Origin of the sequence: Tenacibaculum aiptasiae (assembly GCF_008806755.1) — a bacterium.
Classification (GTDB): Bacteria; Bacteroidota; Bacteroidia; order Flavobacteriales; family Flavobacteriaceae; genus Polaribacter; species Polaribacter aiptasiae.
In genome coordinates, this window is the sequence record NZ_WAAU01000008.1 from 14,532 (window position 1) to 31,415 (window position 16,884).

Here is a 16,884-nt window from a genome sequence, read left to right on the forward strand (position 1 = left end):
CATAGATATTTTAAGAATTATGGGGATTAGTATAAAAACACAAGAAGATATTTTAGCCAAATTGAATATCTATGAACTAAATGAAATGCAACAAAAAGCCATTTCAACAATTGATACCACTACTAATACAATAATACTATCTCCAACAGGAACGGGAAAAACATTGAGTTTTCTATTACCAACATTAAAATTAATAGATCCGAATAAAAGAGAAGTTCAGGTATTAATATTAGTACCTTCAAGAGAATTAGCTATTCAAATTGAACAGGTAATTAGAGAAATGGGCACAGGATTAAAAGTAAATGCCGTGTATGGAGGACGTTCAATGGCGAAAGATAAAACAGAACTAAAACATATACCTAGTATCTTAATTGGGACACCTGGGAGAATTGCAGATCATTTCACAAATAATCGTTTTTCTAAAGAGCATATAAAGACATTAATTTTAGATGAGTTTGATAAATCGTTAGAAGTAGGTTTTGAATATGAAATGAGAGGAATTATAAATCAATTAGCTAACATTAATAAAAGAATTTTAACTTCAGCAACCAAAGAGACTGAAATTCCAGACTTTGTACGTTTAAACAATCCAACAATATTAAATTACTTAACTGGAAAAGCACCTAAAAAGTTGACGCTAAAAACAGTGATATCTCCTTCAAAGAATAAGAATCAAACATTAGTAGAATTATTACAACATGTAGGAAATCAGCAAGGAATTATATTTTGTAATTTAAAAGATAGTATTCAGCAAGTCAGTGAATTTTTAACCAAGACTAAAATAGCACATAGTTGTTTTTCTGGAGGAATGGAACAAAGAGATCGTGAACGATCATTAATCAAGTTTAGAAACGGAACTAGTCAGGTATTATTGGCTACAGATTTAGCAGCTAGAGGAATTGATATTCCAGAAATGAAATATATAATTCATTATGAGTTACCACAACGAATAGAGGAATTTACACATCGAAATGGTAGAACTGCTAGAGTAAATGCAAAAGGGACAGCTTACATTTTAAAATGGCAAAAAGAAAATTTACCAGAGTTTATTAAAGATGCACCTAACGCAGATATTTCACATAAAGAAAAAATGAAATCTCGTTATTGGGAAACCCTATTTATTTCAGGAGGAAGAAAGGATAAAATTTCAAAAGGAGATATTGCAGGATTATTCTTTAAAAAAGGAGATTTAACTAAAGAACAAGTAGGCGTGATAGAATTAAAGCAAGATTGTGCTTTTATAGCAGTACCTGTAACCGAAGCAAAACGACTAGTTGAAAGCTTAAATAATAGACGTTTAAAGAATAAAAAAGTACGTATTAGTATTGTTTAAAAAGATTAGAGTAATAAAAAAGGAGTAACCTATTATTTAAGTTACTCCTTTTTTGTGAAATACTAATTGTGATGAACTATAATAAATATGGTTTCTCGTTAGCAAATAAAGCACCTTTATAAAATTGCTTCCATTTCTGAGGAATATCACCATCTAAAATAATATTAGCCATAATATAAGTCTGTGCTTTCCATCTAAGATCTAATTTAGAGATGTGCTTATCTACTTGAGTATACTTTTTTGATTTAATTAAAGAAACCAATTTGTTAATATATTTTTGATTTAGTTTAATAGGTTCAAAGAAAGATAAAAATTGTTGATAGTCTTTTTTGTTTTTTATACTAAGAGCTAGTGTAGACCATACATTGTTTAAATTTACTCCTTCTTTATCAGAAATATTCAAAGCTGAAGTTATCATTCGTTTGGTAGCTCCTTTAGAAGCACCAATTAAACGAAGAGCATAAGTTTTAGATTCTTCAAATTTTTGAGCTAATTCATAAGCTTTATTTATTTCACCTTTATGTAAGAGATAATAGACATAATCAGGATTAGTAGATTTTTCTTCTATATTACCTGTTTCTAAACTATTATAGTAATTAATTTCTTCATTGTCTATTATAGTAGTGTACTTTTTTTCTTTTAAAGTATTATTTAATACTCTTTTTATACGTTCAGCATTGTTTGCGATTAATTCTTGTAAACCTTTATTTTTAACAGCGTCAAATGCTTTGTATGCTTTTGTATATGCTCCTATTTCACTGTAACAATTTCCAGCAGCATAAGCTAACCAATTATGGTTTTCCCATTTTTCAAATCCTTTAATAAATTGTGAATTTTTCTCTGATTCATTTTCAATACATCTAGTAGCTAAATAAAAATAATCAGGATTGTTTGGAGAATCTAGTAATAATTGAGTGTTTTTCTCACAAATACTTTTATGAGATAAAGAATCACTTAAATCTTGCATGGCTCTTAAACTAATTAATTCAGTTGGATTTTTAATCAATCTAGATTTAGGAATATCGATACCATTTGGTACTTGATTTAAATAGTACATCCACATAACTAAATACTTACTATCTTCATGATCCCATTTACTATGAGTTTTAATAACATTATTTAGTTGAATGGAATCAGATACCATACTCATAATACTTTCAGGAGCAATGTCACTATAGGCATGTAATGCATGTCTTTTTTCACCGCTACTACTAGAAGATAGACTAATAGATGTAGGAGGTTCTTCTAAAATATAATCTACCTTAGTAGAGAACCACTTTTTAGCACCTAAAAAAGATCTTTCGTTTATTCCAGATGGAGTATAGTTATAACCATAAAAAATAGGATATTCCATAAAAACACCAGCATTTGCAATATTATAAATATGAGCTGAATGATCGTTAAATTCAAAATCGTCTTCTTCAATAATATCACCTTCAAGGGTAGTAGTTATGGTGTGATACTTTTCTCCATAATTTAATTGTAATTTTTTAGAGGTATTAGGAGGAATATAATAGGTATCATTATTTAGAGATACATTTACATTTGTTTGTAATCCATTATAGATATACAATGGTAATTTTTGAGAGTAATTACCATAAAACAATGCAGCAAAAACAATACTAGCAGAAATACCAAACTTTGCTATTGATGGAATTAAACCATCACCAACAATGAAACGATCCCACATACTTAGTTCTTGTTTTACTTTTCGTTCATTACCAGTAACTAAAGTATCATATTTTTCAGGGATAGAAAAAGAACTTGCTTTTATATCTAATTGTTGTTGCTTTAAATAGGCATTTTTAACACTCTCTTCAGTTTCTAATAAAAGTTCTAACGATTCATTTCTTAATTTTTGAAGTGCGTTTATAGCTACATTAGACCATCCGTCAATAACATTTACCCAATTATTTATATTTTCTTTATCAGGAGGAGTTAATTTGAACTCTTCAAATAATGAAGAGTAACTTTCTATATTCATATTTTTAAGAAGTTCAGTAGAAAGTTTAATCTCATTTCCATGTAAGTAAATTCTTCTTAAAACACCGTAGTATTCATTAGCTAATTTTAAAATATCTACTAGTTCAGATGTAGATACATTACCATCAGCCAAAGCTATAATTAAGGTGTGGTTAAAGCTATTTCTTATATCATCAATGCTAGAAATGCTATGCTCACTATAATGTACTAGTTTAGTTAATTCTTTTAAATAAATACCTACCTCTCCATTAATATGATTAGAAGCTTTAAAATGCAAGGTTCTACAACGTTTATCATGGGCTATTAATTCTTGTTGAATTTCATCAGCTTCTTTATTTAATGAATCTAAAAGATCAGGGATTTCATTTCTTTTAACTTCATTTCCTCTATGCCATATTCTTCTTTTTTCAATAGTAATAGCTTCATTTTGACTAATAATCAAAGCAGCAATTTCTTGTTGTATTTCTTGAAGGAGACTAATTTTACTACTAATACTTTTAGGGTAAAGTTTATCAAAATCGTCTTTTGTTGGTTTTGAAGGAACATCAGCTTCAAATAAAAGGTCAGAGGTTTTGAAATTTAAAAAAGGCTGTCTCTGAAAAAATGTAGAATGATATTTTGGATTTAAAAATAACCAATCAAAATAGGTGTCGTTTTGTTTTTTTATAGAATCATCATTACTTATTAATGTAGTCTCAACTTTACTTGTTTTAATAATTCGAGAGGTAAGTTCTTTTCTATAAAAAGAAGGCTTAGAAAATAAATCCCAAGAAACTCTATTATCTATAGGTTCGTATATGTAAGTTTTCTTAGCATTATTTTCTCTATCTATGTCTGCTGGGTGTGTTTCCCACATTTTTGGAGGATTATATTTAGCAGAAGTGAAAATTCGATGTTTTTCACGATTTTCTTGAGGAATTTCAGGAGATTTACCATAACTAGGATTGTCTAATACCTTAGCCATTTGTTGTATGTAATTTGTTTGTAAAACATACATGTCTTCAATAGCTTTTTTGTCTTGTAAATCGTCATTAATACAAGTTATCGTATTTGCATAAGCTTCATCAGCAATTTGTAGTTTATACAAGGCATGGATTAGAGCGTCACTTCCTGTTAATGAAACAGCAACCAAGTCAGCTTGAAATTCCATTTCTCTAGACAAAGCTCTTTCTGCAATAATAACCACACTAAAACAAACTTCAATCAAAGATCTAATAGCCCAAACTAAAATAGAAAGAATCCAACCTACCCAAGAAATTCGAATATCTATACTTGATAAACCAGCTAAAAAACTGTCAAATGCATCTCGTTTTGTTATGATTTTATGAGCTACACGTTGAGCAACATATACATATCTACCCAATAACATTGATTTTTGAGCAAAGTGTCCAAACTCATGAGCTAATACAGCTTTAAACTCTCCTAAACTCAAAACATTAACTAATCCAAGTCCTATTTCTAAATTCTTTTTTGATGGTATTAAAAGATTTAAAAAAGAAATATCATAAGAAACACTTGCGTTAACTCTATCAGTTAAAAATACTTTATGTGGTCTTGGAGCTCCAGCTTCATCAGCTAATTTATATAGGTAATCAAATAATAAAGGTTCATCTTCTTTATTAATGTATAATTGCATTGGATTTTTCTCTTTTTTATCTAAAAAGAAAAGGGATTTAATCATAAATAATGATAAAAAACCAAATCCAGCAGCGAGTAAATAATTCCAAAAATGACCATCAAAATTATTAGCATCAATAAATAAGTTATAAGCTAATTTTGCAAACCATATTGTTAATGAAAAGTACAGAACTATAAAAAGAAATAATCCCAGTATTGAGAACCATACATGCTTTTTAAAAGATTTTGTAGGTTGTGTTAAACCAGTCGGAACCTTAGCCGACATTCTAGTGTAGAAACTACTCATAGCATTTTAAAATTTTCTTATTCAAGTTCCCAAATATAATTAAAAGATTGATTATAAAAAGAATAATCACTCTAACTATAGAGTAAATAAAAAAATGCTAGTAATAGATTAGTAAATTAAATAAAAAAATTAGTTGTCTCTTTCCCCATTTAATATCTCCTTAACAGCAGCTTGGTATTTTTTTGGATTAGTAGCCTTCTTAATTTTTTTATAGGTCTTACGAGGATCGGAAAAAGACTTTGAAAAATATTCCCAAAAACCTAGCATTTTCATCTTAATAGGAGTGGGACCCGACAAAGCAGCATCGTATTGTTCATATATCTCGTTATGAAAAGCTTCAAAACGTTTCCATCTATCCTTAGGATATTCTGTAGTATTATCTTTTATCATTTGTGGTAAAAATGGATCAGCAATTAATCCGCGACCAATCATAAAATGCGTAATACTAGGAAAACGTTCTTTCATAGCGTTAAAACCTTCAACAGAAGTAATATCGCCATTATAATACAATTGATGTTTAGCTATATCTATACATTTTTGAAAAGCATCTAAGTCTACACCACCTTTGTACAATTGTTTTCCAATTCGAGCATGAATAGCTATACTTTTCAAAGGATATTTATCTAAAATAGGAAAAGAGTGCAAAATTTCTTCACTATTTTCATATCCCATTCTCATTTTCATTGAAACAATAATGTCTGTTTCGTTATGAGCTTTGTGTAAGACTTCATCTATTTTGGTAGGATTACATATTAATCCAGATCCCATACCAGATTTAGTAACCATTGGGTAAGGACAACCTAAGTTCCAATTCAATTCTTTATACCCTAAACTCTGAACATATTTAGCAACAAACAAAAATTCATCAGGGTCGTTGGTAATAACTTGAGGAATAACCGTTAAAGTTGTGTTATTTTCAGGTAATAAATCACGTTCGTAACTCGATTTTATTTTAAATTTCCCATTCAAACGAATATAAGGAGCATAATAGGTATCAATACCACCAAAATATTTGTGTTGGGCATTTCTAAAACGAAAATCGGTAAATCCTTGTAAAGGAGACGAAAGTAAGGTGAAACTCATTAGTATGTAATAAGCTGCAAATATAACTTTCTTAACTTTATATTTTAAGCATAAACTTTATACTTTTGAATTGAATAAATTGTAGATGAAAATTAGTTTCAATTTTTTTAAAAGGCATAAAATAAAGACAATCATTTTAAGTGTATTAATGGTTGTTTACTATTTCTGTTTGCCTAAAAAAGTATTCGAAACTCCTACATCAACAGTGGTTACAGCAAGTAATAATGAATTACTAGGTGCTGTAGTAGCAAAAGATGGTCAATGGAGATTTCCTGAATTAGATTCTGTACCCAAAAAGTTTGAACAGTGTGTCTTACAATTTGAAGATGCCTATTTTTATCAGCATTTTGGTTTTAATCCAGTTGCCATAGGAAAAGCTATGATAGACAATATCAAGGCTAAAAAAATTGTTAGAGGCGGAAGTACCATTACGCAGCAAGTAATTCGTTTAGCTCGTAAAAACCAACAACGCTCTTATCTTGAAAAGTTAAAAGAATTACTATTAGCAACTCGATTAGAGTTTAGCTATTCTAAAAAAGAAATTTTAAAACTATATGCATCTCATGCACCTTTTGGAGGTAATGTAGTAGGTTTAGAAATGGCATCATGGCGTTATTTTGGTTTACAACCTCACCAACTTTCATGGGCCGAAAGTGCAACGTTGGCAGTATTACCCAATGCACCTTCGTTAATTTATCCAGGAAAAAATCAACAGAGATTAAAGAAAAAAAGAAATCGTCTATTACAAAAGCTGTATAAGGAAGGTATTATTGATCAAATTACGTATGAGTTAGCAGTTGAAGAAGAGTTACCTCAAAAACCTTATGCTTTACCTACTATAGCTCCACACTTAGTACAGGAAATAGCCAAAAAAGAGGAAGGTAAATACATACAAAGTTCTATTGATATCCATATACAACGACAAGTAAATAATTTAGCAAAGCAACATTACGAACGTCAAAAACAAAATGAAGTATATAATTTAGCTGTATTGGTTTTGGATGTTGAAACAAGAAAAGTGATTAGCTATGTTGGGAATTCACCAACAGATAAAAAACATCAAAAAGATGTAAATAATATAATAGCTCCAAGAAGTACAGGAAGTACATTAAAGCCGTTATTATATGCGCATATGTTACAATCGGGGGATTTGTTGCCAACGCAGTTAGTTGCTGATATTCCTACTGAAATAGCAGGATATAGTCCCAATAATTTTAATTTATCTTTTGATGGAGCAGTACCTGCAAATGAAGCTTTAACAAGATCGTTAAATATTCCAGCAGTACGAATGTTACAGCGATATGGTTTAGAGAAGTTTACAGAGGATTTAAAAGATTACTGCATTGACGATATTAACAAATCTGCTGATTATTACGGATTGTCATTAATATTAGGAGGAGCAGAAGCTAGTTTATGGGATTTATGTAAAACATATGCTGGTTATGCAGGTATTGTAAATAATTACGAAACTTTAAAGCATAAATATTATCAAAATGAATATCCAAACCCAAGTTATACATATGCTACTGATGTTGATTTTGGAGCTGTTAAAGAAAGTTATTTAAGCATAGATGCTGGATCAACTTTTACTACTTTAAATACATTAACAGAAGTTAATAGGCCATTGACAGATCAAGCTTGGAAATATTTTGATTCTTCACAAAAAATAGGGTGGAAGACAGGAACTAGTTTTGGTAATAAAGATGCTTGGGCAATTGGAGTTACTCCAAAATATGTAGTAGGCGTATGGATGGGGAATTCAGATGGAGAGGGACGTCCAGATTTAACAGGAGTAGGAAGCGCGGCACCTTTAATGTTTGATGTTTTTGATATTTTACCAAAATCAGATTGGTTTTTAGAACCTTTTGAAGATTTAATTAAAGAAAAAGTCTGTAAACAAAGTGGCTATTTAGCATTGCCAATATGTAAATCGGTACTAAAACGAATTCCTAAAAGTGGAATAAATGCTAAGTCATGTCCATACCATAAGGAAATAACTGTAGATGCTTCAGAAAAATACAGAGTAAATTCATCATGTGAATCTATTAGTAACATGAAAAATATTGTTTGGTTCGAGCTGCCTCCTCTAATGGCGTATTATTATCAGCAAAAAAATGCTACTTATAGAGTATTACCAAATTTTAGAGGAGATTGTATACAACTTGAAAATAATACAATAGATTTTATTTTTCCTTCTAAAAACTATTCTAAGTTATCTTTAACAAAAGATGAAAAAGGTACTTTAAATCCAATTATTTTAAAACTAATGCATGCAAACGATAACGCTAATGTTTATTGGTATATTAATGATAAATACTTAGGAAAAACACAGCAGTATCATGAACAATCTATAAAGCCTAAAGAAGGAACTTATAAAATCACTGTTATTGATGATTCAGGAAACGAAAAAACTCGTTTTATACAGATTCAATAACAGCCATTTTTTTCTCAGTAATTACATTCTTTAAACGCATACCAAAGTCTGCTAAAGATTTAATTTCCTTAATACCAGCTAAACGCTCTCTACCAATAATTAATAAACCTTTATTGCTCGCCTCAATGTGATAGTATTTATTACTTTCAAAGAATAAAACTAATTCATCAGTAAAGAAAGACTTGATTTCTGACTCGTCTTTTCCAGATAAATAAAACCTTTTTGAAAAGTCAGGGTGGTTTTCAATATTAATATCTTTAAAACCAGCAAAGTGATATATATATTCAAAAATTCCTTCTCTATCTAAAGTAAATTCAGGTACTTCTTGACCCAAATTAATATGTAACATGGTAGCTTTTATAATTTGCTTAGCAAAAAGTTCTCCCTCATGAAATTCTACATCAAATAAGGTACATTTTTTATTAGATAAGATATTAGATACTTTATTTATTTGTCTAGTTTTAAAATAACCAAAATGAGGAATTCGCGTTACTGGTTCTTTAGGTAAAACCGCATAATTCCAACCTAATTCATTACCAATACTTTGTAGAGATTTTTGTCTTTTAGTTAAGCTATTAGGTTTTCTAGTTTCTTCTGTTTGAAGAGGAATATTTTTACGTAAAGCAAAAGGATGCTCACTACCGGTTTTATAACCATCAAGTCCAATTACTTCAAAATGTCCTCCTTTGCGTTTAAAAGATTCAGCATAATTATGAAGATTTTCCATTACAGAATGGTCAACAAAATCACATAATGTAAAGTCGATTATAGCATCTTCATTTTCTGGTATTTGATCTAGTTTAGCTTTTAATTTTGTATAGTTTAAAAAGCTTGAAAAATTTTCAACAGAAACATAGTATTTATCGTCTTCTTTAAACATTAAAACATTAGGTTTTAATAGATTTTTAAGGAAAAACATAAAGTTTTTGTTTATAAAAACGTGGATAACAAAAGTTATAAAAATTCCCGCTAAAATACCTGTAATTAAACTTGTTGTAATTGTAGTAATTAAAGTAGCTAAGAAAATAACTAATTGCTCTTTACCAATTTTAAATACTTTTTGAATGTTTTCAGGTGAAGCTAATTTATATCCAGTATATACTAAAATGGCTGCTAAGGCTGGAAGTGGTATTTTACGTAATTCGATAGCAAATAATAAAATGAAAACAACTAAAAATGCTGCATGAAAAAAGTTAGCAGAACGATTACTTCCTTTATTATTAACATTTACAGAACTTCGTGCAATTACCGTAACCACATTTAAACCTCCTAATAAACCACTAATAACTGTAGCTAAACCTAAGGCTCTAATGTCTTTATTTACATTAGAACGACGTTTTAAAGGATCAAGTTTATCAACAGCTTTAATACTTAATAAACTTTCAATACTAGCAATTAAAGTAATAGCTATTACAGCGTTGATGAAGTCGAACTGATAAATTTTACTAAAATCAGGAAAGGCAAAGTTAGATAATACATCATCAGGTAAATTAATCAATATACTTTTATCAATTGGATATGGAGCTGCAGAAAACATATCATAGTAATAGTATAAACCTACGCTTAAAACAACAATCCACATTGGTGCAGGGATTAATTGAAAGTATTTGTTTCTTATTTTACTATAAAAAACCATAATAAGTAAACTACCTATACCTACTAAACCAGCATAAAAAGTACTTGTATTGTCTGTATTCACGAAATCAATAACACCTTGAGGAACTTGTATTAATAGATCAACAATACTTCCTTTGGCATTTAAATTACCAAACATCACATGAATTTGTTTCGCAAAAATCCCAATACCAATGGCAGCTAACATTCCTTGAATTGCTGATGAAGGAAAAAAATCTCCTAAAGATCCAAGGCGTAAAAAACCTAAGATGATCATAATAATTCCAGAAACAACAATGGCGGCTAAGGTATATAAGAAACCTTGATGCATATCGCCAGCACCTAAAGTAGTAATAGCTGCTAAAATTACAACTACCAATCCGTTACCAGGTCCTGTAATAGTAACATTAGAACCTCCTAAAATGGCAACTACCGAGCCTCCAATAATTGCAGCAATAATTCCTGAAATAGGAGGAGCACCAGACGCTAAAGCTAATCCTAAACCTAAAGGCAGTGCAATTAATGAAACTACAAAACCTGAAAATATATTTTGAGGTAATTCTCCTAAAAATGTTTTAAATTGATTTTTCTTACTCATTTATTTAACGATTAAAACATCGGTTGGTAATTCAGCTAAAATATATTCTAAATCATGTGGGAAAATTCTATCGATAATTCCCATTTTTTTAGGAGCACTCATTACAAGTAAATCAGCTCTTTTTACTTTAGCATAGTGACCTATAGAATATCCTCTACGTCCGAAAATACTTTGCTTTTTTATAATAATATCTGTGGTGTCAATTTCATCAAGTACACATTGTACACGGAAATCTTCACGCTCCTTTAAACGTTCTTTTGCTAAAGTAGCTTTACGTAAAGAAGCATCGTCGTTAACTTTTACATTTAGTTCTGTTTGGCTAATTTCTTCAACAATAGTAACTCTTTTACAGTCTAGCTTTTTAGAAATGGCTAAGGCAGCTTTAATAGTTTCTTTTGTTTTATCATCTTCCAAACCACTTACAACAAGATGATTACAAGGAATTCTTTCAATAGATGGTTTTATTAAAAGTAATACAGAGCATTTAGCCTTACGTGTAAGTTCTCTAGCTATAGAACCTACATAATATTTATATAGTTTCTCTTTTTGTAAAGCACCTAATATTAATAAATCTATTTGCTCTTGTTTTGTCGTTTGAAGTATAACATCGACCGGTTTACCTTCTTGCCAGATCGTTTTGAAAGGTTGTTCTAGTGCTGAAACTTCATCTAAAAGTTGTTGTAATTGTTTTTCTTTTTCTTCAGATTTTTCTCCAACATGTACACCAATTACCTGAGCTCCAAGCATATTTCCCAATCGTAAAGCTTCAAATAAATTTGCTTTTAAATTAGGAGAGAAAGCAATACCAATTAAAATTTTTTTAATCAAAATATTGTTTATTTTTAAGTTTTCGAAGATAGAATTTTATTCTTATTCCGGGAAATAATATTTTTTACATAATAAAGACTATGGTAGAACTAGCAGGAATCATCATTTTAGGAATTTTAGCACAATGGGTAGCATGGAAATTTAAAATTCCAGCAATATTACCTTTAATTTTAATAGGACTATTAGTAGGTCCTGTTGCTGCTGAATTTTTTAGTTCTGATGGAAGTAAATGGATTGAACCTATATGGAATGGAAAAAAAGGATTATTTCCTGGCGATGGTCTATTTTATTTTGTGTCTTTAGCTATTAGTATTATTCTTTTTGAAGGAGGTTTAACATTAAAGCAAAGTGAAATATCTAATGTTGGTCCAGTTATAACAAAGCTGATTACTTTGGGTTCTGCAGTAACATTTATTGTTTCAGGTATTGTAGCACATCATATTTTTGGATTAGGATGGGAAATATCAATGTTGTTTTCAGCATTAATAATAGTTACAGGTCCAACAGTAATATCGCCAATATTAAGAAATGTACCTCTTAAAAAAGATGTAGCAGCTGTGCTAAAATGGGAAGGTATTTTAATTGACCCAATTGGAGCATTAATAGCAGTATTGGTTTTTGAATTTATTAGTGTTGGAGGTGGAAGTGGTTTTACAAAAACAGCTTTACTTGAGTTTGGTAAAATCTTATTATTTGGCTCAACTTTTGGTTTTACGTTTGCACATGCTTTAATATTTATAGTTAATAGGAAGTTGGTTCCACATTATTTATTAAACGTGGTATCATTATCTACCGTATTATTTGTATTTGTATTGTCTGATTTATTTGCTCATGAATCTGGTTTATTATCGGTAGTGGTAATGGGAATGGTAATAGCGAATAGTAAAATTCACAGTTTTGACGAATTATTATATTTCAAAGAATCACTTTCAGTATTATTAATTTCTATCCTATTTATTTTGTTGGCTGCAAACATGGATATGAGTCAGCTTCAACTTATTTTTAACTGGGAAGCACTATTGTTATTTGCCATTGTAGTTTTAGTAATACGTCCTTTAGGTGTATTTCTAAGTACACGAGGTTCAACTTTAAAACTCAATGAAAAATTATTTATAAGTTGGGTAGGTCCCAGAGGTATTGTAGCAGCTGGTATTGCTTCATTATTTGGAACTAAACTAATGAAACAAGGTGTAGTAGGTGCAGAATATATAACTCCTTTGGTATTTATGATTGTATTGGGTACAGTACTATTAAATGCAACTACAGCACGTTTGTTTGCTAAACTAGTAGGAGTATTCTTAAAACAATCTGAAGCGATAGTTATTATTGGAGCTTCTGAAGCAGCAAGAGTGATTGCTAAATATTTAAAAGATAATGATAGAAGGGTAATATTGTTAGATCAGAATAAAGATTATATTGAAAAAGCTCGTAATAATGAAATTGAAGCTTTTGATATTGATATTTATAACGATAGTATTGATGATAAGGTAGAACTAAGTGACGTTGGTTATCTGATTGCAATGACTGGTAGTGATGTGGTTAATAAATATGCAATAACACAATTATCTGAGTTGTATGGTGAGCATGGTGCCTATAGAGTAGCTAGTTCAAAAGAGGTTAAGGATAGTGAAATAGAAGAAGAAATGAATCTATTCACAGAAAATGATGATTACTTTAATCTGAATGAAAGCGCGAGAGATTATCCTACGATACATGAATTGATTGTAAAATCAGAAGAAGATTTTGTAACTAAACTTGAAAAAATTGAGGAAGAGATAAAATCAATACCATTATTTGTAAAAGTAGGAGATACCTTAGAAGTATTACCAACATTTAATACGGCAAATATTAAAGAAAATAACGCTATTGTTTATTTAGGTAAAAAATTAGAGATCTAAACCAAAAGTTTGCTTTAACTTTTCAATTAAAGGATTTTTCTCTTTTAATTTTTCATATTTTTCATGAGGAGTATAGGCAAACTTTTTTTCTATAGTTTCATTTACTACAATATCAACTTCGATACCATAGTTATTTAGAGCTTCACGTAAATAACGCATTAATTTTGGTTTCCCTTTTCTTAATTGGGACTTCATTAATTCGTTAGGAACAGAGAACTTTATTTTATGATTAGCTCCTAATAATGGAGTATCCGATGCTAAAATAGCTGCCATACTTCGTTCACCTAATCCTTGTAATTTAAAATAGTATTTTTTCCAAGCTTCTGCTAATTCTTCATTAGTAAAAGGAGTTCTTGGGTGATTTTCGAAGTTTTCATCATCATCATTAGTAACAACAACCTTTTTCTTATGTACACTTTTTAAAGAAAGTGCAGAAGCCCTACGTTTAATGTTTTTCAACATTGGTTTTGTAGATTGGGCTTGTGGAGTTTCTTTAACTTCAGGTTGTTTTGTTTCCTGAGGAATCTCTGTAGCTTTTACAATTGGTTGAATTGCAATCTTCTTTACCGAAGGAGATAAAGAGGTGAAAAAAGTAGCCGGAATTATGTAGTTGCTAGATTTTTTTTTTGCTCCATCAAAAGTGATAGAGGCTATTTGCATTAAGGTAAGTTCTACCAGTAAACGTTGGTTTTTACTTCCTCGATATTTTAAATCACAATCGTTTGCTTTATCAATAGCTGGAAGCAAAAATTGCATATTAGCTTTTCTAGCTTGATCTAAATATTTCTTCTTTGTATTATCTCCAACTTCTAGTAATTGTATGGTAGCTTCATCTTTAGCAACTAATAAATCTCTAAAGTGAGATGCTAAACCGTTTATAAAATGATGTCCTTCAAAGCCTTTGGCTAAAACATCGTTAAAAGCCATCAATACTTCAGGTATTTTATTTTCAAGTAATAGATCAGTAATGTTAAAATAAACATCATAATCTAATACATTTAAATTCTGAGTAACGGCTTCACGTGTTAAGTTACTACCAGAAAAACTAACAACTCTATCAAAAATAGATAAAGCATCACGCATAGCACCATCAGCCTTTTGAGCTATTACATGTAAAGCATCATCTTCAGCTGTAATATTTTCTTTAGCACAAATCGTTTTTAAATACTCTTTAGCATCTAAAACACCTATACGCTTAAAATCGAAAATTTGACAACGTGATAATATTGTTGGAATAATTTTATGCTTTTCAGTTGTTGCTAAAATAAAAATAGCATGTGCTGGTGGCTCTTCCAATGTCTTTAAAAAAGCATTAAAAGCTGCTTGAGAAAGCATATGAACCTCGTCTATAATATAAACCTTATATTTTCCAGTTTGAGGAGGAATACGAACTTGATCCGTTAGGTTTCTAATATCGTCTACAGAGTTGTTTGAAGCGGCATCTAATTCAAAAATATTAAAAGCGAAATCTTCATCTTCATTAGTAGCATCTTCTTGATTTATTCTTTTAGCTAGAATACGAGCACAAGAAGTTTTACCAACTCCACGAGGTCCTGTAAAAAGTAATGCTTGCGCTAAATGATTGTTTTTTATAGCATTTTCTAAAGTATTGGTGATGGCTTGTTGGCCAACAACATCTTCAAAATTTTGAGGACGATACTTACGCGCTGATACTATAAAATGTTCCATTTAATTGCTACTATTTACGTAAACAAAAGTAAAAAACCCGATGGCAACTCACAAACAATTTTCTTAAGGAAAACCTAAAGTTGTAAACAATTGTAAAAACTTGTTTTTTTACACGACTGAATAGGTATAAAAGATTATAATTTATGAAGATACTAAAATCAATAGCACTTTCAGCAGTGTTTTTATCAGCTATTATTTTTACAAATTTCACAAAAAAAGAAGAAATTAAAGAGAATGATAAAATCATATCTTACTCAAAAGATACCAAAGTAGCTTATTTTGCAAGCGGATGTTTTTGGTGCGTAGAGGCTATTTTTGAAAGTGTAAAAGGAGTAGAGGAAGCAGTTTCAGGTTATGCAGGTGGACACACAAAAAATCCTACTTACAGAAAAATAGGAACAGGAAGAACTGGGCATTCAGAAACAGTAGCTGTTTACTATAATCCTAAAGTAGTGAGCTTTCAAACTTTAGTAGATGTTTATTTTGGTTCTCATAATCCTACAACAAAAAATGGACAGCACCCAGATTATGGAAGTCAATATAGGTCTATTGCATTTTATAGTAATAATAAGGAGAAACAAATAATCGAAAACACAATTAAAAAATTAAATAAAGAAATTTATAAAGGTAAAATAGTAACTGAAGTAACAAAATTTACCAAGTTTTATCCAGCGGAAGAATACCATCAAAACTATGAGAGATTACATCCAGAAAATCCTTATGTGCAAAAGGTTTCTATTCCGAGGCTAAATCGTTTTAAGCAGAAATTTCCGGAATTGCTTAAAAAGGAAAAGCACTAAAACTTTATTAAGTTAAAGTTTGTTTATATAAGAAGAAAACTCCCCAGTTTTGGGGAGTTTTTGATTCTTAATATTATTTAAGAGAGTAAATAAAAAACCTCAGGATTAACCTGAGGTTTTTTACAATATATAAATTTATTATTGTACTGTAATAGGGAAGCTAACTTCAATATCAGTAGAACCACCTGCATTAGTAATATCACCATCTTTAACACCAGCAGCCGATTTGTTAGGCTCATGTCTTAAAGTAACTGTATAAGTTCCAGTTCCTGCAGCTCCAGTAGTAACTGTAAATTGAATTCCAACAGGGTTTCCATTAGAATCATTAGTTCCAGCATAAGCAAAAGTACCAGCAACTCCAGTAGCACTGTAGAAGAATTGGTGCTCATCAGCTTCTTTAGCTACTTCGTCAGTTACATTTCCAGCTGGATTCTCAGTTTCGTTTAATAAAGTAATAACTGCGTTATAAGTTGTACTTGCTTTTAAAGTTCCTCCTGTGATTACTGGAGGATTAGGGCCATCTCCGTCTAAATCTTTACTCTCTAGAGTTACAGTGTTATTACTTGAATCTGTTAAAACGACTTTCATTGTTGTTATTACTTCTTCTTCATTTACAACAGTAGGAGTACTATCTGAACAAGAAGCGAATACTAAAGAAAAAATAGTAAGTATTGAAAATAATTTAATAAGTTTCATAATG

The 16,884-nt window shown here is 30.1% G+C and carries 10 protein-coding genes; 4 read left to right on the forward strand and 6 right to left on the reverse strand.

All coding sequences use genetic code 11. The features are described 5' to 3' along the window. Positions 1–19 precede the first annotated feature (19 nt). Positions 20–1,333, forward strand: coding sequence for a DEAD/DEAH box helicase (locus F7018_RS02880; protein WP_150898490.1), 1,314 nt, complete (start codon positions 20–22; stop codon positions 1,331–1,333). A 76-nt stretch (positions 1,334–1,409) separates the two neighbouring features. Here F7018_RS02880 and F7018_RS02885 read toward each other — a convergent pair whose 3' ends face one another. Further along, positions 1,410–5,240 carry a M48 family metallopeptidase gene (locus F7018_RS02885; protein WP_150898491.1) on the reverse strand — a complete coding sequence of 1,277 codons (3,831 nt, stop codon included), beginning with the start codon at positions 5,238–5,240 and terminating at the stop codon, positions 1,410–1,412. 129 nt (positions 5,241–5,369) lie between these two features. Continuing rightward, positions 5,370–6,323: a tRNA dihydrouridine synthase gene (locus F7018_RS02890; protein WP_150898492.1), complete on the reverse strand. Its 954-nt coding sequence runs from the start codon at positions 6,321–6,323 to the stop codon at positions 5,370–5,372. Positions 6,324–6,492: 169 nt separating this feature from the next. Between F7018_RS02890 and pbpC the strand changes: the two genes are divergently transcribed. After that, positions 6,493–8,757, forward strand: a complete 2,265-nt coding sequence (gene pbpC / locus F7018_RS02895; protein ID WP_317132374.1) for a penicillin-binding protein 1C — start codon at positions 6,493–6,495, stop codon at positions 8,755–8,757. On the opposite strand, the gene F7018_RS02900 is transcribed toward pbpC, so the two are convergent. Both F7018_RS02900 and F7018_RS02905 read right to left on the reverse strand, forming a co-directional pair. After that, positions 8,741–10,969, reverse strand: coding sequence for a SulP family inorganic anion transporter (locus F7018_RS02900; RefSeq protein ID WP_150898494.1), 2,229 nt, complete (start codon positions 10,967–10,969; stop codon positions 8,741–8,743). The two genes, pbpC and F7018_RS02900, sit on opposite strands and share 17 nt — an antisense overlap. Further along, positions 10,970–11,797, reverse strand: a complete 828-nt coding sequence (locus F7018_RS02905) for a universal stress protein (protein ID WP_246175030.1) — start codon at positions 11,795–11,797, stop codon at positions 10,970–10,972. It lies immediately after the preceding gene. 80 nt (positions 11,798–11,877) lie between these two features. Between F7018_RS02905 and F7018_RS02910 the strand changes: the two genes are divergently transcribed. Then, positions 11,878–13,695, forward strand: coding sequence for a cation:proton antiporter (locus tag F7018_RS02910; protein ID WP_150898496.1), 1,818 nt, complete (start codon positions 11,878–11,880; stop codon positions 13,693–13,695). Here F7018_RS02910 and dnaX read toward each other — a convergent pair. Further along, entirely contained in the window at positions 13,684–15,384 is a 1,701-nt protein-coding gene (dnaX, locus tag F7018_RS02915; RefSeq protein ID WP_150898497.1) for a DNA polymerase III subunit gamma/tau, read from the reverse strand. The two genes, F7018_RS02910 and dnaX, sit on opposite strands and share 12 nt — an antisense overlap. Before the next feature lie 143 nt (positions 15,385–15,527). Here dnaX and msrA point away from each other — a divergent pair, with 143 nt between their 5' ends. Continuing rightward, a complete protein-coding gene (msrA, locus tag F7018_RS02920) occupies positions 15,528–16,184 on the forward strand; it encodes a peptide-methionine (S)-S-oxide reductase MsrA (protein ID WP_150898498.1) in 657 nt (218 codons plus the stop codon). Between the two features lie 138 nt (positions 16,185–16,322). On the opposite strand, the gene F7018_RS02925 is transcribed toward msrA, so the two are convergent. After that, positions 16,323–16,880 (reverse strand): type 1 periplasmic binding fold superfamily protein, encoded by a 558-nt coding sequence (locus F7018_RS02925; RefSeq protein ID WP_150898499.1) that lies wholly within the window; start codon positions 16,878–16,880, stop codon positions 16,323–16,325. Positions 16,881–16,884: the final 4 nt, after the last annotated feature.